19 protein-coding genes are annotated in these 25290 nt (G+C 58.7%); 9 read left to right on the plus strand and 10 right to left on the minus strand.

Going from position 1 to position 25290, the window contains the following annotated elements; translation table 11 throughout:
- Positions 1 to 30 precede the first annotated feature (30 nt).
- From AC0TOY_RS22580 to AC0TOY_RS22595, 4 genes are all read left to right on the plus strand, one after another.
- Positions 31 to 1071 (plus strand): aldo/keto reductase, encoded by a 1041-nt coding sequence (locus AC0TOY_RS22580; RefSeq protein WP_473722591.1) that lies wholly within the window; start codon positions 31 to 33, stop codon positions 1069 to 1071.
- Positions 1072 to 1219: 148 nt separating this feature from the next.
- A complete protein-coding gene (locus tag AC0TOY_RS22585) occupies positions 1220 to 2596 on the plus strand; it encodes a glycoside hydrolase family 1 protein (protein ID WP_061715701.1) in 1377 nt (458 codons plus the stop codon).
- Positions 2597 to 2647: 51 nt separating this feature from the next.
- On the plus strand, positions 2648 to 3970 hold the full coding sequence (locus tag AC0TOY_RS22590) for a PTS sugar transporter subunit IIC (RefSeq protein ID WP_032649384.1): 1323 nt from the start codon (positions 2648 to 2650) through the stop codon (positions 3968 to 3970).
- Between the two features lie 15 nt (positions 3971 to 3985).
- Complete coding sequence (locus tag AC0TOY_RS22595; protein ID WP_024908700.1) at positions 3986 to 4702, plus strand: GntR family transcriptional regulator; 717 nt, start codon at positions 3986 to 3988, stop codon at positions 4700 to 4702.
- A gap of 8 nt (positions 4703 to 4710) precedes the next feature.
- Here the strand turns inward: AC0TOY_RS22595 and AC0TOY_RS22600 are convergent, their stop codons facing one another.
- Positions 4711 to 5520 (minus strand): glycosyltransferase, encoded by an 810-nt coding sequence (locus tag AC0TOY_RS22600; RefSeq protein WP_157188808.1) that lies wholly within the window; start codon positions 5518 to 5520, stop codon positions 4711 to 4713.
- Between the two features lie 242 nt (positions 5521 to 5762).
- Complete coding sequence (ldtB, locus tag AC0TOY_RS22605; protein WP_024908698.1) at positions 5763 to 6683, minus strand: L,D-transpeptidase; 921 nt, start codon at positions 6681 to 6683, stop codon at positions 5763 to 5765.
- Between the two features lie 222 nt (positions 6684 to 6905).
- On the opposite strand from ldtB, the gene AC0TOY_RS22610 reads away from it, so the two are divergent.
- Positions 6906 to 8501: an ABC-F family ATPase gene (locus AC0TOY_RS22610; RefSeq protein WP_024908697.1), complete on the plus strand. Its 1596-nt coding sequence runs from the start codon at positions 6906 to 6908 to the stop codon at positions 8499 to 8501.
- 89 nt (positions 8502 to 8590) lie between these two features.
- On the opposite strand, the gene AC0TOY_RS22615 is transcribed toward AC0TOY_RS22610, so the two are convergent.
- Together AC0TOY_RS22615 and AC0TOY_RS22620 are read right to left on the minus strand one after the other, a co-directional pair.
- Positions 8591 to 10954, minus strand: coding sequence for a glycoside hydrolase family 31 protein (locus tag AC0TOY_RS22615; protein WP_473722592.1), 2364 nt, complete (start codon positions 10952 to 10954; stop codon positions 8591 to 8593).
- Between the two features lie 17 nt (positions 10955 to 10971).
- Positions 10972 to 12273: an MFS transporter gene (locus AC0TOY_RS22620; protein ID WP_045909413.1), complete on the minus strand. Its 1302-nt coding sequence runs from the start codon at positions 12271 to 12273 to the stop codon at positions 10972 to 10974.
- A 288-nt stretch (positions 12274 to 12561) separates the two neighbouring features.
- On the opposite strand from AC0TOY_RS22620, the gene AC0TOY_RS22625 reads away from it, so the two are divergent.
- Positions 12562 to 13635, plus strand: a complete 1074-nt coding sequence (locus AC0TOY_RS22625; protein ID WP_370883969.1) for a LacI family DNA-binding transcriptional regulator — start codon at positions 12562 to 12564, stop codon at positions 13633 to 13635.
- Here the strand turns inward: AC0TOY_RS22625 and AC0TOY_RS22630 are convergent.
- The 4 genes from AC0TOY_RS22630 to AC0TOY_RS22645 form a co-directional block, all read right to left on the minus strand.
- A complete protein-coding gene (locus tag AC0TOY_RS22630) occupies positions 13632 to 14888 on the minus strand; it encodes a DUF1479 domain-containing protein (protein ID WP_473722593.1) in 1257 nt (418 codons plus the stop codon). The genes AC0TOY_RS22625 and AC0TOY_RS22630 overlap by 4 nt on opposite strands.
- A 149-nt stretch (positions 14889 to 15037) precedes the next feature.
- A complete protein-coding gene (locus AC0TOY_RS22635; protein WP_148769777.1) occupies positions 15038 to 15853 on the minus strand; it encodes a Cof-type HAD-IIB family hydrolase in 816 nt (271 codons plus the stop codon).
- Between the two features lie 193 nt (positions 15854 to 16046).
- Positions 16047 to 18479 carry a formate C-acetyltransferase/glycerol dehydratase family glycyl radical enzyme gene (locus AC0TOY_RS22640; protein WP_473722594.1) on the minus strand — a complete coding sequence of 811 codons (2433 nt, stop codon included), beginning with the start codon at positions 18477 to 18479 and terminating at the stop codon, positions 16047 to 16049.
- Between the two features lie 4 nt (positions 18480 to 18483).
- Positions 18484 to 19383, minus strand: a complete 900-nt coding sequence (locus tag AC0TOY_RS22645; RefSeq protein WP_473722596.1) for a glycyl-radical enzyme activating protein — start codon at positions 19381 to 19383, stop codon at positions 18484 to 18486.
- A gap of 128 nt (positions 19384 to 19511) precedes the next feature.
- Here AC0TOY_RS22645 and fsa point away from each other — a divergent pair, with 128 nt between their 5' ends.
- Positions 19512 to 20174, plus strand: a complete 663-nt coding sequence (fsa, locus tag AC0TOY_RS22650) for a fructose-6-phosphate aldolase (RefSeq protein WP_090417634.1) — start codon at positions 19512 to 19514, stop codon at positions 20172 to 20174.
- Between the two features lie 98 nt (positions 20175 to 20272).
- On the opposite strand, the gene moeB is transcribed toward fsa, so the two are convergent.
- Both moeB and moeA read right to left on the minus strand, forming a co-directional pair.
- Positions 20273 to 21025 carry a molybdopterin-synthase adenylyltransferase MoeB gene (gene moeB, locus AC0TOY_RS22655; RefSeq protein ID WP_473722597.1) on the minus strand — a complete coding sequence of 251 codons (753 nt, stop codon included), beginning with the start codon at positions 21023 to 21025 and terminating at the stop codon, positions 20273 to 20275.
- A 1-nt stretch (position 21026) separates the two neighbouring features.
- Complete coding sequence (moeA, locus tag AC0TOY_RS22660) at positions 21027 to 22259, minus strand: molybdopterin molybdotransferase MoeA (protein ID WP_473722598.1); 1233 nt, start codon at positions 22257 to 22259, stop codon at positions 21027 to 21029.
- 187 nt (positions 22260 to 22446) lie between these two features.
- Between moeA and iaaA the strand changes: the two genes are divergently transcribed.
- Positions 22447 to 23385: a beta-aspartyl-peptidase gene (gene iaaA / locus AC0TOY_RS22665; protein ID WP_463726933.1), complete on the plus strand. Its 939-nt coding sequence runs from the start codon at positions 22447 to 22449 to the stop codon at positions 23383 to 23385.
- Positions 23386 to 23396: 11 nt separating this feature from the next.
- Entirely contained in the window at positions 23397 to 25268 is a 1872-nt protein-coding gene (gene gsiA, locus AC0TOY_RS22670; protein WP_473722599.1) for a glutathione ABC transporter ATP-binding protein GsiA, read from the plus strand.
- The last annotated feature ends 22 nt before the right edge of the window (positions 25269 to 25290 follow it).

A 25290-nucleotide genomic window follows, 5' to 3' on the forward strand; every position in this document is an offset into this window, starting at 1 on the left:
ACCCCTTAAACGACATGCGAGGATTATCTTATGCGTTATCAAAAACTTGGCAACACCGGACTGTTTGTTTCTGAACTGTGCCTCGGCACCATGACCTTCGGTGGTGAAGACGGCATGTGGGGCAAGATTGGCCAGCTTAAGCAAAACGAAGCCGAGCAGCTGGTGGGCCGCGCGCTGGATGCGGGCATTAACTTCATCGATACCGCTGACGTCTATTCGGAAGGGCGCTCGGAGACGATCCTCGGGCAGGCGCTGAAAAACCTCAACGTCCCGCGCGAGAACGTGGTGGTTGCCACCAAGGTGTTCGGCGAAACGGGTACCGCCGGGGTGAACTCGCGCGGCAGCTCGCGGTATCACATCATCAGCAGCGTGAAGGAGAGCCTGCGCCGCCTGCAGCTCGATCATATCGATCTCTATCAGCTTCACGGTTTCGACCCGGCCACGCCGATTGAGGAGACGCTGTATGCGCTGGATAACCTGGTGCAGCACGGCCACGTGCGCTATATCGGCGTCTCGAACTGGGCGGCGTGGCAGATTGCCAAAGCGCTGGGCATTTCCGAGCGTCTCGGGCTGGCGCGTTTCGCATCACTCCAGGCGTATTACACCATCGCCGGACGCGATCTTGAGCGTGAGCTGGTGCCAATGATGCAGAGCGAAGGCGTCGGGCTGATGGTCTGGAGCCCGCTGGCGGGCGGCCTGCTGAGCGGAAAATATGGCCGCGACGGGCAGAGCGAAGCCGGTGGTCGTCGTCTGGAGTTTGACTTCCCGCCGGTGAATAAAGAGCGCGCCTTCGACTGCGTGGACGTGATGCGCACTATCGCCGAAAACAAGGGCGTCTCCGTCGCGCAAATCGCGCTGGCGTGGCTGCTGCATCAGAAAGCGGTGACCAGCGTCATCATTGGCGCGAAACGCGTTGAACAGCTGGACGACAACATTGCTGCCACCGGGATCCTTCTCAGCGAAGACGAGCTTAAACAGCTGGATGCGGTCAGCGCGCTGCCGCGGGAATATCCTGGCTGGATGCTGGAGCGTCAGGGAGAGTATCGCCGTAATCAGCTCGCGCAACAGTAACCCTTCTTGCCCCGGGAGTGCATCGCTTACCGGGGCTTTTTTTCCCGCCTTGCTCACAAAAAACGATCCTCCTCTTTGATCCTCTTTTCATCATCGCCTATATGACTAGACATGAAATTTTAAATGACTAGTCATATAGGGAGAAAACATGAACCATCAGCTACCGGCCAACTTTTTATGGGGCAACTCGGTCTCCAGCATGCAGACGGAAGGAGCCTGGAACGAAGGCGGGAAGGGGATGTCGGTGTATGACATTCGTGAAGCCGGGGAAAACGTGTCCGACTGGAAAGTGGCGACCGACTCCTACCACCGCTACCGGGAAGATTTCGATCTGATGCAGGATCTGGGCATGAACTGCTACCGCTTCCAGATCTCATGGAGCCGCGTCTGCCCGCAGGGTGACGGCCCGTTCAACGACGAAGGCATCGCATTTTACGACCGCTTTATTGACGATCTGATCGCCCGCGGCATCGAGCCGATGATCTGCCTGTACCATTTCGATATGCCGCTGGCGCTGGCGCAGGAGTACAACGGCTTCAACGACCGCCGCGTAATGGACGCCTTTATCCGCTATGGCAAAAAGATGATCGACTGTTATGGCGACCGCGTGAAGTACTGGTTGACCTTCAACGAGCAGAACATCTTCCATATGCCGGAAGCGTTCCGTATTTCCGGCTATATGAAAGGCGAGAAAACCCTGCGCGAGCTGTACGAGCTGCAGCACCATACGATGGTGGCGCACATGGCGCTAACCGAATACCTGCACCAGACCAGACCGGGCCAGCTGATGGGCGGCATGCTGGCGCACCAGCTGATCTACCCGGCTACCTGCAAACCGCGCGATATCTTCTGCGCCCAGCAGTATGACGAGTTTCTCAACCAGAACCTGCTGCGCGTCTTCGCAGGGCAAGGCTACAGCCCGGCGGTGATGGCGGTGGTGGAACAGGAGGGCTTTGGTGATATCTACCGCGCCGAGGACCTGGCGCTGTTCGCTCGTACAAAGAACGACTATATGGCCTTCAGCTATTACGCCAGCAAAACGCTGGACAGCGATGCGATCCCGGAAGGCACGCCGGTGAACTATTACCTGCTGCACGGCGAGAAAAATAACCCGTACCTGAAGGCCACCGAGTGGAACTGGCAGATCGATCCGCTGGGCTTCCGCACCATCATCACCCGCTACGCCAACGACTGGCGCCTGCCGGTGTTCCCGATCGAGAACGGCATTGGGGTGATTGAGTCATGGGACGGCGTGAACCCGATTGAGGACACCTACCGCATCGACTATCACCGGGCGCACATCGAGGCCATGAAAGCGGCGATGTTCGAGGACGGGGCAGAGGTCATTGGCTACCTCGGCTGGGGATTGATCGACATTCTCAGCTCCCAGGGCGACATGCGTAAGCGCTACGGCGTGGTCTATGTCAACCGGGAAAACCACGACCTGAAAGACCTGAAGCGCGTGCCGAAGAAGAGCTACGCGTGGTTAAAACAGGTTATCCATACCAACGGACGCGAGATGTAAGCCGTACGCTGCCGGGCCGTTTTTGTGACTGATTGATGGGAACACTCCGCTATGTCTGAAACAAAAATCACACCGCACATGCAGTCCTTTGTCGATAAATTTGTCGAGTTTTCGGCGCGCCTGGCAAACCAGGTGCACCTGCGCTCCCTGCGCGACGCCTTCGCCACGGTGATGCCGATTTTCATCCTCGCCGGTCTGGCGGTGCTGGTGAACAACGTGGTGTTTCCGTGGATTTTTCACGGCGATACGCTGGCACACTTCAAAGTGTGGGGCGAGGCGATTATCAACGGCACGCTGAACATTGCCGCGCTGCTGCTGGCGCCGATGATTGCCTGGTCGCTGGCGCGCAACAAAGATTTCGACAATCCGGTCTCGGCAGTGGTTATCGCCGTCAGCAGCTTCATCATCATGATGCCGATGCGATTGCAGATTATGCCCGTCGGCAGCGATACCACGGTGAACGTCACCCAGGTGCTGACGTTCGCCAATATCGGCTCCACCGGGATTTTCGCCGGGGTGCTGATTGGGCTGCTCTCAACGGAAGTGTTTATCGCTATTTCGCGCCTGAAGGCGCTGCACATTTCGCTGGGGGAAAACGTGCCTCCGGCCGTGAGCAAATCTTTTACCGCGCTGATCCCGACCATCCTCACGCTCTCCCTGTTCGCGGTGCTGGCGGCGGTGCTGGCAAACGTGCTGCATACGGATCTGATCCATCTCATTACGACCTTTATCCAGCAGCCGCTGCGGCTGATCAACACCAGCCTGCCGGGGACGATTTTCATCTACAGCTTCGGCAACTTCCTGTTCACGCTCGGCATTCATCAGTCGGTGGTCAACAGCGTGGTGCTGGAGCCGTTCCTGCTGATCAATACCAACGAAAATATGCTGGCCTTCGCCAACGGTCAGCCCATTCCGCACATCATCAACAATATCTTCGTGCCGACGTTTGGCATGGTGGGCGGCACGGGCAGTACAATCTCGCTGCTGATTGCGATATTTATCTTCTCGCGCCAGCAGTCGGCGAAGCAGGTGGCGCGCCTGTCGCTGGCGCCGGGCCTGTTTAACATCAACGAGCCGGTGATTTTCGGCCTGCCGATCGTATTTAACCTGCCGCTGATGATCCCGTTTGTGCTGCTGCCCGCCATCGGCATTTATTTCGCCTGGCTCTGTACCACGCTGGGGCTAATGTCGCGCTGCGTGGTGATGATCCCGTGGACCACGCCGCCGATCCTGAGCGCCTGGCTGGCTACGGCGGGAGACTGGCGGGCGGTGGTGGTGCAGTTGGCAATCATCGTATTTGGTGTATTCTTCTACCTGCCTTTCCTCAAGATTGCCGAGAGAGTGGCGTTGAAAAACAGCGGGATAGAAAACTAACTGAAAGGAAGGACGATGGCGGCGAAGTACATCACCATAGCGCGGGAAATTAAGAAACGCATTATCAGCCAGCAGTACGCCGCCAACGAACCCCTGCCGGACCAGTTTGCGCTGGCGGCGGAGTTCAGCTCCAGCCGGATGACCATTCAGCAAGCGATGCGCCAGCTGATCGTCGAAGGTCTGGTCTATACCCGTCAGGGCCAGGGCACGTTCATCCGTAAAAACTTCCTCCAGCTCTCGCAGTGGGATCTCTCCGGCAGCGACTACTTTGGCGCGACCAAAACCTGGGCGCATCTGGGCACGGTCACGAGCCAGGTGGTGCATTTCGAGCTGCGCTTCCCGAACGAAAAAGAGCAGGCGTCGCTGATGATTAACGCCGATGCGCCGATCTATGACTTTATTCGACTCCGTTTGCTGAACGGTGAACCGATGTCGCTGGATTCCACGGTGATGCCGATGAATCTGGTCCCGGGCCTGACGAAAAACCATCTTGAAGCTTCAGTGTTCCAGTACGTTCAGGAAACGCTGGGGCTGAAAATTATGGGGTCGTACCGGGTGGTGCGGGCGCTTAAGCCCAGCGCGCTGGACAGAGAGCATCTGGTCTGCGAGGAAACCGATCCGGTGCTGGAGGTGGAGCAGGTGATTTATCTGGAAGATGGCACGCCGCTGGAGTATGCCCACTGCCACTATCGCTACGACCACGGCGGGATCGTGATCGTGAATAACGGGTAATCAGTCTTTCAGGCGCACGACTCGAAATAGCTGTCCGTGTCTTTTATGTAAAGATCGTTCTGACACAGATGCTGTATTTGACCAGGCTTAAATGTAAAACGGATTTTTTGAAACCAGGAACGTTTTATTTTGCTGGTATTCTCGCGCGATAATCCATAGTCATGGATTATTTCATGAACAAAACGAATGCTTTGTGCAGAAACATAGACAGGTGTTTTGGTTAGCTGAATCAGTTTGCTGATCCAAATATCATCCGCGCGAGGACAAACCGTAATAAAATCTTCGTTATAATGGAAATATTCCGGGATCATATTTTTCTTGAGCACAACGCCACCAAGACCGGTGATGATATAGTTCTGCTCAACGACTTTTGGCACGGTGATAAGCGGGAAATTACGATAGGTATCAAGAAGTTCTTTCTTCTTCTTTACTGTTTCACGCACCCGCGCGGCAACCACATATTTTTGATTGTGGCGATAAAAATCATCCAGCAGTGTTTCTGCCCAAATTTCGTTATAGATTGCGTCATCATCGGCATAAATCAGAATATCGTCTTCGGTTGCTGCTTGCAGCGCCGGAAACAATTTCCGATAAGGGCCGGTGTTCTTAACCCATTTAAAAACCAGGTTGGTGCCCGTCTGGCGAATTTTCTGCGCCCACTCCGGCTCCTCAGTGATGCCTTCGTCACTGAGATAAGGTGTACTGGAGACCCACACAACAATTTGATCGACCTTCTTACTCTGGTTCGCCAGTGACCACACTGTTTGCGAACAGAGATAAAGGCGCGATTTTGTTGTTGTTAAGTTAATGCTAATCATCAAACTATGCGTGCTCCAGGAGATAAAAAGACCTTAAAAAACCAGATAAAACTGATTTTATAAGTGGGCGCATCATAACACTTAGAGGATTAGATGTAACCCCGCTGGGTTAGCAGAAAATGGCAAGAAAGGCACTTACGGCAGTAATAGCTGTTCAGAAAGGGTCAGCGTGATGGAGATTACAGTGCAATAAGACCCCGATAATACGGGGTCTTATAAGATACGTTATTGATTCAGCGTGATCAGTTCAAACGCACCGGCATACCGGAGCGGTTCTGCACGGCCTGGTCAACAATCGCCGTTTCGACATCTGGCTGAGACGTCACCGCCTGCACCGCGCTGTTCAGCGTAACAGGAACGACTTCGTTGTTGTTGATCTGGTCTTCGCTGGTGGACAGCGGGTTGTGCACTTCGATGTAGCGACTGCCGTCTGGCTCAGAGGTCGCTTTCACCGGTTCATTGATGAACTGCACGCGCGTACCGACCGGCACGTTTTCGAACAGGAACTTGATGTCGTCGTTACGCAGGCGCACGCAGCCGTGGCTCACGCGCAGGCCGATACCGAAGTTGGCGTTGGTGCCGTGGATCGCATACAGACGACCAATGTACAGCGCGTACAGGCCCATTGGGTTATCCGGGCCTGCCGGTACAACGGCTGGCAACGGTTCGCCCGCCGCGATGTATTCTGCGTGCATTTTGGCGGTCGGCGTCCAGGTTGGGCCCGCTTTCTTACGCTCAACTTTGGTGGTCCAGTTCATTGGGGTGTCTTTACCCAGCTGGCCGATACCGATTGGCAGCACGATAACGGTGTTGGTGCCTTTCGGGTAGTAGTACAGACGCATTTCGGCGCTGTTAATCACGATACCTTCATGAACGGTATCCGGCAGGATCAGCTGCTGAGGAATATTCAGCACGGTACCTGCTTTCGGCAGGTACGGGTCAACGCCCGGGTTCGCTTCCAGCATGTTAGACAGGCCCAGCTGGTACTGCGCAGCGAAATACTCCAGCGGCTGAGAGTTACCTTCAGGAACCGTCACCACCTGGTTTTGACCCACCAGACGGCTTCCGTCGGTCGGCAGGGGATACGTCACCGCAGACGCGGTCTTACAAAAACCTACTACGGCTAACGCCGCCGCAAAAAGCGCTGTTAATTTCATGTTCATGTTGTGCGAGGTATCTAAGCCATTCAGGCGATGAGTTGATAAGTCTGAATCTGTGATGGGAGCGCATTATATGTGCATTCCCGCTCACAGGGAATTCAGATGTGTACGAAATCACATTTTTTTCGATTTTGTTAAAGTTTAGTGGATGGTTGCAACGCGGGATCTCAATTCGGAATTGTGGCATAATGCCGTGTTTATCACACTTTTCGCAGGAATCTCCCCGTGTTAGTTACCAGCAACGTCACTATGCAGTTTGGCAGTAAGCCGCTGTTCGAAAACATTTCCGTCAAATTTGGCGGCGGCAACCGTTACGGCCTGATTGGTGCCAACGGTAGCGGTAAATCCACCTTTATGAAGATCCTCGGCGGCGATCTGGAGCCGACCCTCGGCAACGTGTCCCTCGATCCGAACGAGCGCATCGGTAAGCTGCGTCAGGATCAGTTCGCCTTCGAAGAGTTCACCGTGCTCGACACCGTGATCATGGGGCACGCGGAGCTGTGGGAAGTGAAGCAGGAGCGCGATCGCATCTATGCGCTGGCCGAAATGAGCGAAGAAGACGGCTATAAAGTGGCCGACCTGGAAACGCAGTACGGCGAGATGGACGGTTACTCTGCGGAAGCGCGCGCGGGCGAGCTGCTGCTGGGCGTGGGTATTCCGGTTGAACAGCATTACGGCCCGATGAGCGAAGTCGCGCCAGGCTGGAAGCTGCGTGTGCTGCTGGCTCAGGCGCTGTTCTCTAACCCGGACATCCTGCTGCTCGACGAACCGACGAACAACCTGGACATCGACACCATCCGCTGGCTGGAGCAGACGCTGAACGATCGCGACAGCACCATGATCATCATCTCGCACGACCGTCACTTCCTGAACATGGTCTGTACGCACATGGCGGATCTGGACTACGGCGAGCTGCGCGTGTATCCGGGCAACTACGACGAATACATGACGGCGGCCACCCAGGCGCGTGAACGTCTGTTGGCGGATAACGCCAAGAAGAAAGCGCAGATTGCTGACCTGCAGTCCTTCGTCAGCCGCTTCAGCGCCAACGCCTCTAAATCGCGTCAGGCAACCTCGCGTGCGCGTCAGATTGATAAAATCAAGCTGGAAGAGGTTAAAGCCTCCAGCCGTCAGAACCCGTTCATCCGCTTCGAGCAGGACAAGAAGCTGTTCCGTAACGCGCTGGAAGTGGAAGCCCTTACCAAAGGCTTCGATGAAGGCCCGCTGTTTAAAAACTTCAACCTGCTGCTGGAAGTGGGCGAGAAGATTGCCATTCTGGGCGCCAACGGCGTGGGTAAATCCACCATGCTGAAAACCCTGGTCGGCGAACTGCAGCCGGACAACGGCACCGTGAAATGGTCCGAAAACGCGCAGATTGGTTATTACGCGCAGGACCATGAGTACGAGTTCGAAAATGACCTGACCGTCTTTGACTGGATGAGCCAGTGGAAGCAGGAAGGCGACGACGAGCAGGCGGTGCGCAGCATTCTGGGTCGTCTGCTGTTCAGCCAGGACGACATCAAAAAGCCGGCTAAAGTGCTTTCCGGTGGTGAGAAGGGGCGCATGCTGTTCGGCAAGCTGATGATGGAAAAACCAAACATCCTGGTGATGGACGAACCGACTAACCACCTGGACATGGAATCTATCGAATCCCTGAACATGGCGCTGGAGATGTACCAGGGCACGCTGATCTTCGTCTCTCACGACCGTGAGTTTGTCAGCTCGCTGGCGACCCGCGTGATCGAAATTACGCCAGAGCGCGTGGTGGACTTCACCGGTAACTACGAAGATTACCTGCGCAGCAAAGGTATCGAGAACTAAAAAAAAGCCCGGTGGCGCTTCGCTTACCGGGCCTACGTTCTATTCCCTCTCCCTGTGGGAGAGGGTTAGGGTGAGGGCATCAGGCCGCACTACAGCACCCACTCACTCCCTTCAACCCCGTTCACCCGCAGCGTACGTTTTTCCCCCGCCGGTAATGATACCTTCAGCGCCTTCCACGCCGGACGATAGTCGCCGCGCGCATTCACCTTCAGGTTGATACTTGCGCCGTCGCACACCATTTCCCATTCCACCCACAGCGCATTGCCGTTCTGGTATCCCCAGCTTTCGCCGTCGTCTTCAAACAGCATGCCCGAGGTTGTGCCGACGCCCTTCACAGGGAACAGCTTCAGTTCGCGAGCCGTATCTTTTTCGGCACTCACATGCGTGATGCGCTCGCTGAGCGGCAGACCGGCTCCGGCGCGCACCAGCAGCGGCAGTTTTTCCAGCGGCGCGTCGAGAACGATGGACTGGCCGCCCGCATACCACACGTGGGTGTAAAAATCATACCAGCCGGTGTCGTTATCCGGCAGCCAGACGCGGCGCTCGCGCTGCCCGGCTTCGACCACGCTGGCGACCAGCAGGTCGCGGCCCAGCAGGAAGTCATCGCACTCTTCGAAGGTCTGCGCATCGTGCTCGTGGTCGAGGAAAGTCGGACGCAGCATCGGCTCGTCGTCGGCGTGCGCCTGCCAGAGCAAGGTGTAGAGATACGGCAGCAGGCGGTAGCGCAGCTCAACCGCACCGCGAATGGCTGGGGTGAAGCCCGGGTACATCCACGGCTCGTTCACCGTGTGGTCATCGTTCCACGAGTGAATGGTAAAGCGCGGATGCATCACGCCGTTCTGCACCCAGCGCACGAACAGCTCGGCGTCCGGCTTGTCGCCGGAGAAACCGCCCACGTCATGGCCGACGTTGAACAGCCCCGACAGGCTCATGCCCAGCCCCATGCGGATGTTATAGCGCAGCGTGTCCCAGCTGGTGCGGTTGTCGCCGCTCCAGGTCTGAACGTAGCGCTGCATCCCGGCGCAGCCGGAGCGGGAGATCAGATACGGGCGTTTTTCCGGCGCAAAGCGCTGCTGCGCTTCCAGCGAGGCGCGCATCATCAGCAGCGGCATGACCGGGCGAATGTGCTTGATGGCGATCTCCTTACCGAAGCCAAAGCAGCGGGCTTCCCCGTCCCACACTTCATATTCGTTGTTGTCGTTCCAGGTGGAGTCGATGCCCATCTCCAGCAGCTGCGTGGTGACGCCGTTCTGCCACCACTGCACCGTCTGCGGGTTGGTAAAGTCGAGGTGCGAGCCTTCGTCATCCCAGAAGCTGGAACGTTCGGGTGCATCGGTTTCTGAATCGCGAATGAACAGGCCGCTCTCCGCCACTTCGTTATAGCGAGGATGATCCTGCAGCAGGCACGGCTTGATGTTGGCGGCCAGCTTCAATCCCGCGTCGTGGAACGCCTGGCTCATTACCTTCGGCTGCGGCACCTTGTCGTAGTTCCAGTTGAAGACGTAGCGCTTGCCGTTGATGGAGGTATAGCCGGAGGAGAGCTGGAACGAGTCGCACGGGATGGCGTGCTCTTCGCACAGGCGGATGAAGTTCATCAGCTGGTTTTGCGCATCCGGCGCGTCGGTGTAGTGCATGGTCGAGCCGCTGTAGCCCAGGCTCCATTTCGGTCCGAACAGCGTTTTCCCGGTCAGGCGTACGAAGGCTTTGGTGACGTCCAGCACGCGCCTGCCGGTAAAGATGTAGTAGTCGATATCGCCCGCTTCCGCCTGCCAGCGGCGATAGGCGGTGTGGTAGTTGTCGATTTCGTTACCCAGATCCAGCCAGCAGCTGCTCAGGTTGTCGTAGAACAGGCCGTAGCTGACGTCGTCGCGGCGGGCGATAGTGAACGGGATGTGCTTGTAGAGCGGGTCGGTGCTGGCCGCGTTGTACCCCATTGCGTCGAGGTTGCGCATCTCATAGCGTTTACCGTTGCGCTGCAGATCGCCCGCTTTCTCGCCCAGGCCGTAGAAACGCTCGTCTTTACGACGGCTGAGGTAGTGCGCCACGCCGTCGCCGTGGGCGTTCAGCAGGTAGGCGCTGGTGGGGCGGTCATTGACCAGCGGCTGCCACTCGCCCGCCTCATCGCGGTAGTGCCACTCCAGCCACAGCGGCTGGTGCACGGTGACGCGCAGCTGTTCGGTTGCCACGGTTAACGTGTCGTCCTGCTGCGTCAGCGTCCAGGCCGGGCAGGTGAAGCCGCTGACATCGTCACGACGGCGACCTTCCCACGGCACGTCTTGTTCCGGGGCGATGCTCCAGGTGCGGTCCAGCGCCAGCTCGCCTTTGCGTTTGATCAGCACGCGGAACAGGTTCTCTTCCAGCACATACAGGCACAGGCGGTGCTGGTTATCGACCAGCAGTTCAAGATGGTTTGCCGACTGCGTATCAAGGGTCCAGTTTTTCAGGGTTTTCATATGCAATACATCCACTATCAGGCGCGCTTGGCGCGACGTTCAGCAATAAATGCTACCAGGAAGAGAGCGCCAATCAGGTCAAAGAAGCCCATGGCGATAAAGAGCGGGTTAAAGCCGATTTTGTCGGCGGTCACACCGATTAACAGCGAGAACAGGAAGCTGGCGATCCACGCCGCCGAGCCGCGCATGCCGTTGACGGTCGCCATCTGGCCTTTGTCGAACGACTCCACGACCAGGGCGCTGAGCATGCAGGAGATGATCTGGTGCCCGAAGCCGCCGATGGAGATCAGCACGATGGTGATATATGGGTCGCGGGTAATGGCCACGATGGCCAGCGAGATCATCAGGAACGCGCCGGTCACGGAGCTGGCGACGACAGAGTTCACGCGGGAGCAGCCGAACAGGCGGGTGTACAGACGCGTCAGGTAACCGCTCGCCACGCTGCCGAGGTCAGCGGCGAGGAACGGCAGCCAGGCAAACATCGCAATCTGCTTCAGGTCCATGCCGTGCTCTTTGGCAAGGTACAGCGGCACCCAGAAGCTCAGCACCGCCCAGGCCGGTTCCGCCATAAAGGCCGGGATGGCGATACCGTAGAAGCGTTTGTTCTTCGAGACGGTTTTCAGCGCGGTCAGGAAGGGCAGTTTGACGGCAGGCGGTTCGTTATCCTGCTTGATAAACGCCAGCTCGTCCTTGCTCAGGTTCGGGTGCTGCTCCGGGTTATGGTAGAACGCCCACCACAGGATCACCCACAGCAGCGCCAGCACGCCGGTAAACATGAACGCCCCCTGCCAGCCGAACGAGGCGTGAGCAAAGTAGATGATTGGCGGAGCCAGCATCGCGCCGATGGAGAAGCCCACGCCCGCCCAGCCGGCGGCAACGGGTCGTTCTGATTTCGGGAACCATTCACCGATGGTTTTGGCGTTAGCCGGGGTAGCGGCGGCCTCAGAGGCACCCATAAAGAAGCGCAAAATAGCCAGGTGCAGCCAGCTTCCGGCGCCCGCGTGGAAAATACACATCAGCGCCCAGATGCCGGCGCAGACCATAAAGCCAATCTTCAGGCCGATCACGTCAATCAGCCAGCCGCAGAGGGGCTGGAAAATGGTGTAGGCGATCTGGAACGCGCCAACGATCCAGGAGTACTGCTCGGTGGTGATCCCGAGGCTCTCTTTCAGCTCGGGGGCAAGAATGCCTAACGAATTTCGGGTGATGTAGTTAACGGTGACGCCAAGTAAGAACAGCACCAGCACGTACCAGCGCAGGTTCTTGATGACGCGACGGGTTTTGCTTGTCGCAACGGTGTTATTGATGTCCTGACTCATTTTACTCTCCACAAGACGGACGGTAAGGGGACGGAGGTTCAGGTGTCACACAGATTTTTATGCCTTTGATTTCTATCCGTTTAAACTGCTTAAGTTGGTATACAACTAGTATGGAAGTTGTGTGACAAGTTCACCTTAAGGGAGAAAATGAGTGGGCAATAGTGGATTTTGTGCAAAATTTCTCATAACTGACTCAACCACTCTGGCATGATGGCATTTATGTCAGTTATTGCCTGACGGATACGCTATGAAAATTTTTTCATTTCGCAAATGGAGCCAGATCACAAAATGGACAAAAGGCTAAAAATCACCGAAATCGCCGCCCGTACGCAGCTCTCGATCAGCACCGTGTCTCGGGTGCTGGCGGGGAAAGCGAATACCAGCGAAAAAGCGCGCGCAAAGGTGCTGGCGTGCGCGCGGGAGCTGGGGGTGATGGAGGGCATGGCGGCGGGACGGCTGCTGCTCAATAGCCTGGTGGTTTTTGCCCCCCAGCGCGCCTTCGACGAGCGGTCCGACATCTTTTACTACCGCGTGATCCAGAGCGTGAGTAAAGGCCTGGCATCCCACGATGTGCGCCTGCGCTACTGCGCGCTGGAAGAGAACGACAGCGATGCCCAGCTTTTTCTGGCGCGCATGAATGAACCGGATACTCAGGCGGCAATCCTTCTCGGCATTGACGATCCCCATATTCACGATCTGGCGGTAGATGTGGGTAAACCCTGCATGCTGATTAACTGCCGCGACCGGCACATGCGTCTGCCTGCCGTTGCGCCGGATCACCGCGCCATTGGCGAGCGGGCTGCGGAATACCTGTTCGAGATGGGACACCGTGAGGTGATGAACGTACTGTGCCTGCGTCGCTACACCATGGAGCTGCGCCTGTCGGGGATCCGCGACGCGTGGCAGTCCCACAACCTGACGTTCAGCGATAAACGCGATCTGCTGGTGGTGCCCAGCTTCAGCGCGCGCGAAACGGAACAGGCGGTCAGCAGCTGGCTCAGCGAAGTGCAGGGGAAAGATTTACCTACCGCGTTTCTGGTCGGCGGCGACTTTATGGCGGCGGGCACCATCAGCGCATTACAAAACCACGGTCTGCGCGTGCCGCAGGACGTGTCGGTGATGAGCATCGACGGGTTTAACCTGGCGGCGATCCAGGATGTTCCATTAACGGCCGTGCACGTTCCCCGCGACGAACTGGGAACCGAAGCGGTACACATGCTCCAGCAGCGGCTCATGCGCCCGGACGCGCCGGTGGGGACGTTACTGCTTAACGGTACGTTGACCGTGCGGGGATCCGTACGGCGGATACGTCAGGGGAAACGACGCACCGCCGTGGAGCGGGAAGGGCTGTACGACAGTTAGACCATGCCCAGCGCGCGCTTGCCGTGGATGTTGAGATCGTTCACGGTAAAGCGGTCCTGCCAGCTCTTTTCATAATCTTCGCGCGGGAAGTCTCCCGGCGACGCGCCGGTCTCCAGCGCTTCCTTCACCTTCTTCGCATAGGCGAGGTTTTTCTCGCACATCGGTGCGGCGGGAATATACATCACGTTGCCCCAGCCCTGCTGATTGTCCACCGGCGCGACGGAGTGGATCACATCGCAGTGCCACCACACCGAATCACCCGCCTCGAGTGCCGGAATGCTGGTCAGCGCCTCGATGAGCAGCGGGTGCCACTTCTCGGAAACCGGCAGCACGCGCCCCGGCGCAACGCCGCACAGCTCGTCTTCCGGCACGTCGTCCAGCAGCGGACGCAGCAGAATGTACGCCATCGCTTCCGGGATGGGCACCACGTGCAGCAGCCCCTGGCCGGGGATCATGTCCGACAGCGCCGTCCAGCCCTGGAAGGTGCGGAATACCGAGCATTTGGTGGTGTTATCGACGGTGTACTCTTCCACTTCGGTACGGTGCGCGGCGTTCCACGGATCGTATTTCTCGATGTTGCCGTCAAACACGCGGGCAAAGACCTGCTGATAGGCCGGCAACAGCCAGCGCTCCAGCGCGCCGGAGTCGGTATGCGCGCCGAGTCCTTTCGAGGTGGTTCCCGGCGGACGGCGGCGGATACGGTCCGGATAAATCACGCTCACGTCCGGGTCAAACCACTGTTTGCCGTTGCTCTCGAATGTCCATAAACGGTTCAGGAACGACTGCACCTGCGCCATCTCTTCGCTCTGGCGCGCCTGCATCTGCGCCTGCGACCAGTAAATCGGGTAAATCTCCGGACGGGAAGCAGTCAGGGTGCCGAAGAAGTTATCGCCCGGCCCTTTGTACACCTCGTCAAACTTGTTCAGATCGAGGTAGTCGAGCATCGACTGATCCCACGCCAGCGCCTGCTCGCGCGGGAAGTGACCTTTAATCACCGCGCAGCCGCGGCGCTTAACGGCTTCGCGCTGCGCGTCGGTAATCGTGCCGTTTTTTACATCCGCGAACGGGATCGCCGGCCAGACGGATTCGCCTTTGTTTTTAAGGGCGTTGATTTCCGCCACGCGGGTGGCAATTTTATCGCTGAGCTTGTTGAAAACCGCCTGCACGTCGCCGATCTGCGCGCGCAGCTCACGTTTCAACTGACGGATTGCCGCTTTGTGATCCGCCGGCAAGGTTTCACTGGTAAAGGTCATAACTGCCTCTCATCTTTCATTCGAAAGTAAAAATGTCTACAAATGATACTTTAAGTTAAAATTAAGTTAATGCAAGTTTAAAAACTTGACGCAAGCCACAGGACGGAAAAAGAGTGAGAAGCCGGAGCCAGGCTCCGGCGAGGAGAGGATCAGGCGTCGAACGGGGAGTGGTTGTCGAGCACGGCCTGAATAACGTTCAGCGCGCCCTGATGGTTATTGTCGTCGGTGCTGTAGCGGCTGATTTCTTTGATGCTTTCCGCCGCGTTGCCCATCGCAAAGGAATATTTCACCAGCTTCAGCATCTCGGCATCGTTGCCGCTGTCGCCAATGGCCACGCACTCCTGCGGGGAGATTTTCCAGCGCTTCAGCAGACGGCTGATGCCGTTAGCTTTGTGCAGCCCGGGGATAATCAAATCCACAAAGCCAAAGCCGCTGGTGACGGGCTTCATGATGCCGTCCAGGGAGACGTGCAGCTTATCCACCAGGTTAGGGATATCGCTGTCCGGCAGGTTCAGGGAGAACTTAAACAGCACGTCGTCAATTTCACGGTAATCGCTGATGCGCTTTAAGCGATGGTAGTGCTTTGACATCAGCGCCACGAACGCTTCAGGGGCTTTGTCGCTCACGTAGGCACTCTCCAGCCCGCAGGCCACGAAGTTCAGCCCTTTATCTTTCAGCAGTTCGCCAATGACGATCTGCGATTCATGGCGGGTCAGCTCGCCGTGAAAAATTTGCTCCCCGCGATCGAACACCAGCGCGCCGTTTTCCGCCACGAAGGAGATCCTGTCTTTCAGCTCCGGAAAGAAGGAGATGAGCTGGTAATACTGATTGCCGCTGGCGACAACGAATTCAATGTCGCGGGCTTTAAGCTGCTCAAACTGTGCCTGGAAGCGGTCACGATCGTACTGCTTGGCATCATCAAGAAAAGTTCCGTCCATATCGGTGACGATAACTTTAACGGTCATACTGTGCTCCTGGGTCACTGCGTTTTGAAACATTCTAATAACAAGGTGACGGGGAGCACAAATTTAATTTCATTCGAAAGTAAAAGCAAAACGGCAACCGAGGTTGCCGTTTTTAGTGTTTTCTCCCTCTCCCCGTGGGAGAGGGCCGGGGTGAGGGCATCAGCGTGCGCATTTCCCCTTAGGGGATACACCGTTACAGCGTATGCTCAGTACGGGCAATAATATCGTCCTGCGCATCCGGCGACAGGGCGGTGAAGAACGCCGAGTAGCCCGCGACGCGCACCACCAGGTCACGATACTGGTCAGGGTGTTTCTTCGCCTCCAGCAGCGTGTCGCGCGAGACGATGTTGTACTGAATATGCCAGCCCTTATGCACCTCGAAGAAGGTGCGCAGCAGCACCATCAGCTTCTGGCGATCGCTGTCGTTTTCCAGCGTCGACGGGTTCAGCTTCTGGTTCAGCAGCACGCCGCCGAGAATCGCCTCGGTAGGCAGTTTACCCACAGAGCCGATCACCGCCGTTGGACCCAGGTGGTCGGTACCGGAAGCCGGGCTTGCCCCTTCCGCCAGCGGGGTGTGCGCCTTACGTCCGTCTGGCGTCGCCATCGTCGCCGCGCCAAACGGCACGTTCGCGGAAATGGAAGAGGTGCCCGCGTAATAGTTACCGCCAATCGGGCCGCGGCCGTAGCGCGGGTTGTGGTACTGCTTCAGCTCTTCAATATAGGTCTGATAGGCACGGGTCAGCAGCATATCCACGCTGTCGTCGTCGTTGCCGTACTTCGGCGCGCCGTTGATCAGGCGCTGACGCAACTGCTCGTGGGTCAGCCCGTCGAAGTCATCCGCCAGGGCGGCCGCCAGCTGCTGTTGACCGATGACGCCCTGCTCGAACACCAGCTTCTTCACCGCCGCCAGGCTGTTGCCGAGGTTGGCGATGCCCACCTGCAGGCCGGAGACCCAGTCATACTTCGCGCCGCCCTGCTTGATGCTTTTCGCGCGCTCGATGCAGTCGTCCACCAGCGCCGAGCAGAGAATATCGTGGACATTTTCCTCCAGCATGGTGTCCACCACGTACTCAATCTCGATGGATTTACGGGTGTAGTAGCGGATCTGGGTATCCCACGCCGCCATCACCTCGTCGAAATTGTCGAAGTTACCGGCAGAGAGGGCTTTCTCCTGCGGCAGGAACACCTTGCCGCTGGTGGCATCGCGGCCGCCTTCCAGCGCCGCCAGCATCACGCGGGCGAAGTTGATAAAGCTCATGCCGGTGCAGCGATAGCCCCACTTGCCGCCCACCGCGGTTTCGATACAGCCAATCGCCGCGTAGTCGTAGGCGTCGTCGCGCTCAATGCCGAGCTTGATGAATTCCGGGATCACGATTTCGTCGTTGTTAAAGGCAGGCATCCCGAACCCGCAGCGGATCACCTGCACGCAGGCGTCGAGGAAGTCATTGCTCATGCCCGCATGGTAGCGCACGCTCAGGTTCGGCTGGGTGGAGCGCAGACGACCGCAGGATTCCAGAATCGCGTAGGAGAGCGGGTTCACCGCGTCCATCGGCTCACCGTTGACCAGCTTCTGGCCGCCGATGGTGACGTTCTGGTACAGCGGGCTTCCGGCGGAAGCCTTGGAGTGCGAGCCGGAGCGGATCTTGTTCACTTCCAGCAGCTTCAGCCAGCAGCTGTGCAGCAGCTCAATGGCGTGTTCGCGGTCGAGGCTCAGGTTCAGCTCCACGTCGCGGCGGTAGAACGGGTAGAGATACTGGTCCATACGCGCGAAGGAGACGGAGTGGCCGTTGGACTCAATCTGCAGGATCAGCTGAATGAAGTAGCACAGCTGCAGCGCCTGCCAGAAGGTTTTTGGCGGCTCGTGGGCAATGATGTCGCAGTTTTCCGCCATCGCCAGCAGCTCGTCGCGGCGGCTTGCGCGGGTTTCGGTTGAGGCCATCTCGCGCGCCAGAACGGCGAAGCGTTTGATGTGCAGGCTCACCGCTTCCAGCACGATATCAATTGCCTTCAGGAACTGATCGCCGTGCAGGTCTTCCAGCACCGTCAGGTTGATGCGCGAGCGGCGCTCTGCCACTTTGGCGCGCAGGCCGTCGAGACCTTTCTCCAGCACCAGTGGGAAGTTCACCGCCAGGTGCGCGTCGCCGGAAGTCATGTTGCCTTCGGCTTTGATAATGCCGGTTTCCAGCAGGCCTTTCTGCTCGTCGGTGAACATGCCGTAGCAGCGGTCCTGCACCGTCTGGCCGCGCCACCACGGGCAGATCTCATGCAGTACGCGCTTGTTCTCTTCGCTCACCGCAAAGCCCGCGCCCGGGCGATCCGCCAGGTCGTCGATCTCTTTCTCAATCCAGGAGACGGTGTATTCCGGGAAAATCGGTGCGGCGCGCACTTCGCTTGCCTGGTTACCGATAATCAGCTCGTCGTGTTTGATCCAGATGGTACGCTCGGCCAGGTGATGGGCCAGCGCCAGGGCGCGACGGACCGGGATCGGCTTGTCCATGTGCTGCTGGTACATTTCGGTGTAATGCTGCGCGCGCTCGGTGCAGACCGGCGGCTTAACGATATGCACCAGCGCCGTTTTGTGCGCCTTAATGCGCTCGCTGAGGGTGTTGAGATTCAGGGTTGTCATAAGTTTATCCTCGTAAGGTCGCGGTTAACCCTTTCTGGCAGGCGTACTGCTGCGCGAAGTCCAGCAGGGCAGGGTTATCCAGCGGTTTGTCAGGGGCAGAGTAGGGTTGGCCGAGCAGGGTGTATTTGTTCATGCCCAGCGTGTGATACGGCAGAAAATGAATATCGTCGACGCCGAGTTCGTCGGCGGCGAAGTTGGTAATGGCGGTTATGGACGCTTTATCGGCGTTAAAGCCCTGGATCAGCGGCACGCGGATGGTGATTTTTTTCCCGGCGGCGGCCAGGCGTTTCAGGTTGTCCAGGATGCGCTTAGCCGAACCGTCCGTCCACTGCTTGAATAGGTCACCGTCGACGTGCTTCAGGTCGGCGAGGAACAGATCGACGTACGGTAATGACGGCTCGATATAGTGCCACGGCACGTGAAGGCAGGTTTCGACGGCGGTGTGGATCCCGTGTTCGTGGCTGGCTTTAAACAGGGCCTGCGCCAGCTCGGGGTTCATAAACGGCTCGCCGCCGGAGAGGGTGATCCCGCCGCCGCTGCGGTCGTAGAAGGGTTTGTCGCGCAGTACGGTCGCCATGATCTCCTCGACCTGCTGCTCTTCACCGCAGACGGTCAGCGCCTGCGTCGGGCAGCAGTCGGTAAGGGCATTAAGCGTCTCTTCATTCAGCTTTTCGCGGTGGATGACCAGGCCATTCAGCGCGCGTTCGATACAGCCCGGTGCCGCCTGCTGGCACAGGTCGCAGCCGTCCAGACACAGGCGCGCATCAAACAGCACGTCCCGGCTGCGGGAGCGGCTTTCCGGGTTCTGGCACCAGCGACAGCCCAGCGAGCAGCCTTTCAGGAACACCACGGTTCGAATGCCGGGGCCATCGTGGGTAGAGTAACGCTGAATATTGAAGATCATGATTTCGCCTCTCATATTGCATATGAAGATTAAATGACTTTCGAATGAAAGTTATCTTGATGCAGGTCAACTCTTGAGCAGGTTTTGTCGTGATAGGGTAAGTGCAGGCTAATTTTGAGGGTGACATCATGGAACTTTATCTCGACACATCTGACGTTGCGGCAGTCAAAAAGCTGGCGCGTATCTTCCCGCTGGCGGGCGTGACCACCAACCCAAGCATTGTGGCGGCAGGTAAAACGCCGCTGGACGTGTTGCTGCCAGAGCTGCACGACGCGCTGGGTGGCAAAGGTCGTCTGTTCGCCCAGGTGATGGCGACCACCGCCGAAGGGATGGTGGAGGACGCGCGTAAGCTGCGCACCATCATTAACGATCTGGTGGTGAAAGTGCCGGTGACCGCAGAGGGGCTGGCGGCAATCAAGATGCTGAAAGCGGAAGGCATCCCGACGCTGGGCACGGCGGTGTACGGCGCCGCGCAGGGGATGCTCTCCGCGCTGGCGGGTGCCGAGTATGTGGCGCCTTACGTTAACCGCGTGGACGCGCAGGGTGGGGACGGGATCCAGACCGTGGTTGAATTACAGCAGCTGCTGACGCTGCATGCCCCGCAGTCAAAGGTGCTGGCCGCGAGCTTTAAAACCCCGCGTCAGGCGCTGGACTGCCTGCTGGCAGGGTGCGAGTCCATCACGCTGCCGCTGGACGTGGCGCAGCAGTTTATTACTTCTCCGGCAGTGGATGCGGCGATCGTGAAATTTGAGCAGGACTGGCAGGGTGCGTTTGGACGGACGTCGATCTGACGCGGTTGCCGGGTGGCGCTAACGCTTACCCGGCCTACGGTTTTCTCCCTCTCCCTGTGGGAGAGGGCTGGGGTGAGGGCATCAGGCCGCAGCAGGGTTTACCCTCCGCAGACCTCACACCCCGGGTTACGCATCAGCTTCATCTCGCGGAACTGGCAGGTCATCGCGTCATACATCACGATTTTCCCCGCTGCGGGCGTGCCGTAATTCGCCAGGACTTTGATCGCTTCCATTGCCTGCAATGAGCCAATCACGCCGACGAGCGGCGCCATCACGCCCGCCTCAACGCAGGTCAGCGCATTCTCGCCAAACAGACGGCTCAGGCAGCGATAGCAGGGTTCACCCTCGGCGTACGTGAAGACGCTGATTTGCCCCTCCATGCGGATCGCCGCGCCGGAGACCAGCGGGGTTTTGTGGGCAAAACAGCCCGCGTTCAGCTGGTTACGGACGGTGACGTTATCGGTGCAGTCCAGCACCAGGTCGTGCTGCGCAATCTGCGCGGACAACGCGTCGTCATCCAGCATCGCGTCAATCAGGGTGAACTGAACGTGGGGGTTGATGCGCGCCAGCGCCGTGCGGGCGGATTCCACTTTCGGCTGGCCCACAGTCGCGTCGCTGTGCAGCGTCTGGCGCTGCAGGTTCGAGACCGATACGGTATCGAAATCCAGCAGCGTCATCTTTCCCACGCCCGCTGCGGCAAGATACTGCGCGGCGGCGCAGCCCAGACCGCCCAGCCCGACAACCAGCACGCTGGCCGACTTAAGCGCTTCCTGGCCCTCGAAATCAAACCCGCGCAGCACAATCTGGCGGTTGTAGCGCATCATCTCCGGGTCGCTCAGCTCCACCGTCATGTCAGCCTCCGAACAGGTGGTTAAAGCGCTCGACCTCAACCCATTCGCCGGCTTCCACGTTACCGCGCTCGCGCTCCAGCACGATAAAGCAGTTGCCCTGGCTGAAGGAGCTGAAAATGTGCGAGCCCTGGTGCCCGGTGGTGCTCACTTCGAGCTCGCCGTCCGCGCTGCGGGTCAGAATGCCGCGCTGGAAATCGAGGCGGCCCGGTGATTTTTTCAGGCGCGTGGCGGCACGAACGCGCTGGCGTTCCGGCAGCGGGCTGGCCGTGTTGCCGGAAAGCTTCGCCAGCAGCGGGATCGCCAGCTGGTAGAAGGTGAGTGCCGCCGAGACTGGGTTACCCGGCAGGCCGCAGAACCAGCTGTGTGAAAGCTTGCCAAACGCGAACGGCTTGCCCGGCTTGATCGCCAGCTTCCAGAAGGCGATTTCACCCAGCTCTTCAAGAAGGGTTTTGGTGTAATCCGCTTCGCCCACGGAGACGCCGCCGGAGCTGATGACCACGTCGGCGGATTTATCCGCCTCGATAAACGCCGCGCGCAGTTTTTCCGGATCGTCTGGAATGATACCGAGGTTAATCACCTCGCAGCCCAGCTGCTCCAGCATCAGGTGTACCGCCAGACGGTTGGTGTCGTAGATCTGGCCGTCCTGCAGCGGCTGGCCCGGAAGCTGCAGCTCGTCGCCGGTGGAGAAAACGGCAACGCGCACTTTACGGATAACGTCGATGTCCGCGATGCCGAGCGAGGCCAGGACCGGCAGCTCCGCTACCGTCAGCTTCTGTCCGGCGGCAAAGACCGTCGCGCCGAGGGTAATGTCCTCGCCGGTACGGCGGATGTTCTGGCCCGCTTTGACGCTCGCGGTAAAACGCACGCCGTCGTCGGTCTGTTCGGTCTCTTCCTGCATCACCACGGCGTCGCAGCCTGCCGGAACCGGTGCGCCGGTCATGATGCGCACGCAGGTGCCCGCAGGCCATTCACCGCTAAACGGCTGACCCGCAAAGGCTTTACCCGCCACCGGCAGGGCGTTACCCGTCTGGAGATCCGCCAGGCGTACCGCGTAACCGTCCATCGCGGAGTTATCAAACCCCGGCACGTTAAGCGGAGAGACGATATCGCGCGCGGCAATACGGCCAAAACAGCGCACGAGGGGCAGCGTCTCAACGTCATGCAGCGGGGAAACTCGGTCAAGCATCTGCGTGAGTGCCGTCTCAAGCGGCATCAATCCGGCGGTAAAATCCATGGTGGGCTCCTGCGGAGTAACAACGAAAGCGTCCATTATGGCAGAAAAGTGCGGCTAACTGTATGACCGAAGGGTGCACGCTTTACATCACTGTTACGTCTTTCTATATTCAAAAATCATCTGAAGTTTCGTCGACGATAATGATATTTATAGAAAAAGCCGCAAAACAGGCTAACGGGTGATGCGAATGGTTAAGGCGGTAATCGCAATTCATGGCGGGGCCGGGGCAATCACCCGAGCACAGCTCACGCCTGAGCAGGAAAAACGTTACATCGACGCGCTGTACGCCATTGTGGAAACGGGCCAGAGAATGCTGGAAGCGGGCGAAAGCGCGCTGGACGTGGTCACTGAGGCGGTGCGCCTGCTGGAAGAGTGCCCGTTATTTAATGCGGGGATCGGTTCGGTCTTTACCCGGGATGAAACGCACGAGCTGGATGCCTGCGTGATGGACGGCGTCACCCTGAAAGCGGGGGCCGTGGCAGGCGTCAGCCACCTGCGTAACCCGGTGCTGGCCGCGCGTCTGGTGATGGAAGCGAGTCCGCACGTGCTGCTGACGGGCGCGGGGGCGGAGAGGTTTGCCTTCGAACATGGAATGGAGCCGGTATCGCCGGATCTGTTTTCCACGGAAGCGCGCTATCAGCAGCTGCTGGACGCCCGTTCGGCGGGCATGACGCAGCTTGACCACAGTGCGCCGCTTGATGAAACCACCAAAATGGGCACGGTCGGCGCGGTGGCGCTGGATAAGGCCGGAAACCTCGCGGCGGCGACGTCAACGGGCGGGATGACCAACAAGCTGCCCGGACGCGTGGGCGACAGCCCGCTGCCGGGCGCCGGCTGCTATGCCAATAACGCGACGGCGGCGGTGTCGTGTACCGGAACCGGGGAAGTATTTATTCGCGCCCTCGCGGCCTACGACATCACCGCGCTGATGGATTACGGCGGCTTAAGCCTGAGCGAGGCCTGCGAGCGCGTGGTGATGGAAAAACTGCCTGCCCTGGGCGGCGTCGGCGGACTCATTGCGGTGGATCGTGAGGGCAACGTGGCACTGCCGTTCAACAGCGAAGGCATGTATCGCGCCTGGGGTTATGCCGGTGATGAACCGAGCACGGGCATCTATCGTGAATAAGGGGGCAGCGCGTGCCGCACAGTGAAGAACTGGACAACCGCGAAGTGCTGGCTGTCCATCAGCTCGATATTGCGTTTCAGGAAGAGCGGCAGTTCATCCCCGCAGTACAGAATTTATCGTTCACGCTCAGGCGCGGCGAGACGCTGGCGATTGTTGGCGAGTCCGGCTCCGGGAAATCGGTTACCGCGCTGGCGCTGATGCGCCTGCTGGAACAGACGGGCGGGCAAATCAGCAGCGAGAAAATGCTCCTGCGCCGCCGTAATCGTCAGGTCATTGATTTAAATGAGCTAAGCGGTTCGCAGATGCAGAGCGTGCGCGGGGCGGATATTGCGATGATCTTCCAGGAGCCGATGACCTCCCTGAACCCGGTGTTCCCGGTCGGGGAGCAAATTGCCGAGTCCATCCGCCTGCATCAGGGGCTGAGCGGCGATGAAGCGCTCAAAGAGGCCCGACGGATGCTGGAGCTGGTGCGCATTCCGGAGGCGCAGGCCATTCTGGGGCGCTATCCGCATCAGCTTTCCGGCGGCATGCGCCAGCGGGTGATGATTGCCATGGCGCTCTCCTGCCGTCCCGCAGTGCTGATTGCTGACGAACCAACGACGGCGCTGGACGTGACGATTCAGGCGCAGATCCTGCAGCTCATCAAAGTCCTGCAGCAGGAGATGGAGATGGGGGTGATTTTCATCACCCACGATATGGGCGTGGTCGCCGATATCGCCGATCGCGTACTGGTGATGCATAAGGGCAGCGCGGTGGAAACCGGCACGGTTGAGCAGATTTTTCACGCGCCCGTGCATCCTTACACCAAAGCGCTGCTGGCGGCGGTTCCGCGTCTGGGGGCGATGAACGGTAGCGATTTGCCGCGCCGCTTCCCCCTGATTTCTCTCGAGGCGTCCGAGCAGCAGGAGGATGAGCGCGAGCAGGACACCGTGGTGCCGGGTAAGCCCATTCTGGAAGTGCGCGATTTGGTCACCCGGTTTCCGCTGCGCAGCGGCGTACTGAACCGGGTGAAGCGCGAAGTGCATGCGGTGGAAAACGTCAGTTTCGATCTCTGGCCGGGCGAAACGCTGGCGCTGGTGGGGGAGTCCGGCTGCGGTAAATCCACCACCGGACGCGCGTTGCTCCGTCTGGTGGAGTCACAGGAAGGCAGCATTACCTTTAACGGTGAGCGCATTGATACCCTTCCGGACAGCAGGCTGCAGGCGGTGCGGCGGGATATTCAGTTTATTTTCCAGGATCCGTATGCCTCCCTCGACCCGCGCCATACGGTGGGGTATTCGATCATGGAGCCGCTGCGGGTACATAACCTGCTCGACGGCGAAGCGGCACAGCGTCGCGTGGCCTGGCTGCTGGAGCGCGTCGGCCTGAAGCCGGAGCATGCCTGGCGTTATCCGCACGAGTTTTCCGGCGGACAGCGGCAGCGTATCTGCATCGCCCGCGCGCTGGCGCTAAACCCGAAAGTGGTGATTGCCGATGAGTCCGTCTCGGCGCTGGATGTCTCTATCCGGGCGCAAATCATCAACTTATTGCTGGATTTACAGCGGGATATGGGCATCGCCTTCCTGTTTATCTCGCACGACATGGCGGTGGTCGAGCGCATCAGCCATCGCGTGGCGGTGATGTTTATGGGGCAAATCGTGGAAATTGGTCCGCGAAGAGCGGTGTTTGAGAACCCACAGCACCCGTACACCCGCAAGCTCATCGCGGCGGTCCCGGTAGCCGATCCCGCGCATCGTCACGGCCAGCGCGTGCTGCTGCAGGATGAAATGCCGAGCAATATTCGTAAGCGCGGCGAGGCCGTGGAGCGCGTGGCGCTGCGCGAGGTCAGTCCGGGGCATTTCGTGGCTCCCCCGCGTCAGGACAATGCCTTTTCGCGGTTATAACTTTCAACAGGCAGGAGAACAC

This window comes from Enterobacter sp. PL_is379, assembly GCF_055817355.1.

Bases quoted from the DNA above. Each gene is read 5' to 3' on its own strand.
- AC0TOY_RS22580 (WP_473722591.1), top strand. From the start codon at position 31: ATGCGTTATCAAAAACTTGGCAACACCGGACTGTTTGTTTCTGAACTG.
- AC0TOY_RS22595 (WP_024908700.1), top strand. From the start codon at position 3,986: ATGGCGGCGAAGTACATCACCATAGCGCGGGAAATTAAGAAACGCATT.
- moeA (WP_473722598.1), bottom strand. From the start codon at position 22,259: ATGGATTTTACCGCCGGATTGATGCCGCTTGAGACGGCACTCACGCAG.
- AC0TOY_RS22585 (WP_061715701.1), top strand. From the start codon at position 1,220: ATGAACCATCAGCTACCGGCCAACTTTTTATGGGGCAACTCGGTCTCC.
- AC0TOY_RS22635 (WP_148769777.1), bottom strand. From the start codon at position 15,853: ATGACCGTTAAAGTTATCGTCACCGATATGGACGGAACTTTTCTTGAT.
- AC0TOY_RS22625 (WP_370883969.1), top strand. From the start codon at position 12,562: ATGGACAAAAGGCTAAAAATCACCGAAATCGCCGCCCGTACGCAGCTC.
- fsa (WP_090417634.1), top strand. From the start codon at position 19,512: ATGGAACTTTATCTCGACACATCTGACGTTGCGGCAGTCAAAAAGCTG.
- AC0TOY_RS22600 (WP_157188808.1), bottom strand. From the start codon at position 5,520: ATGATTAGCATTAACTTAACAACAACAAAATCGCGCCTTTATCTCTGT.
- ldtB (WP_024908698.1), bottom strand. From the start codon at position 6,683: ATGAACATGAAATTAACAGCGCTTTTTGCGGCGGCGTTAGCCGTAGTA.
- AC0TOY_RS22630 (WP_473722593.1), bottom strand. From the start codon at position 14,888: ATGACCTTTACCAGTGAAACCTTGCCGGCGGATCACAAAGCGGCAATC.
- AC0TOY_RS22615 (WP_473722592.1), bottom strand. From the start codon at position 10,954: ATGAAAACCCTGAAAAACTGGACCCTTGATACGCAGTCGGCAAACCAT.
- AC0TOY_RS22590 (WP_032649384.1), top strand. From the start codon at position 2,648: ATGTCTGAAACAAAAATCACACCGCACATGCAGTCCTTTGTCGATAAA.
- AC0TOY_RS22640 (WP_473722594.1), bottom strand. From the start codon at position 18,479: ATGACAACCCTGAATCTCAACACCCTCAGCGAGCGCATTAAGGCGCAC.
- iaaA (WP_463726933.1), top strand. From the start codon at position 22,447: ATGGTTAAGGCGGTAATCGCAATTCATGGCGGGGCCGGGGCAATCACC.
- moeB (WP_473722597.1), bottom strand. From the start codon at position 21,025: ATGACGGTGGAGCTGAGCGACCCGGAGATGATGCGCTACAACCGCCAG.
- AC0TOY_RS22645 (WP_473722596.1), bottom strand. From the start codon at position 19,383: ATGATCTTCAATATTCAGCGTTACTCTACCCACGATGGCCCCGGCATT.
- AC0TOY_RS22620 (WP_045909413.1), bottom strand. From the start codon at position 12,273: ATGAGTCAGGACATCAATAACACCGTTGCGACAAGCAAAACCCGTCGC.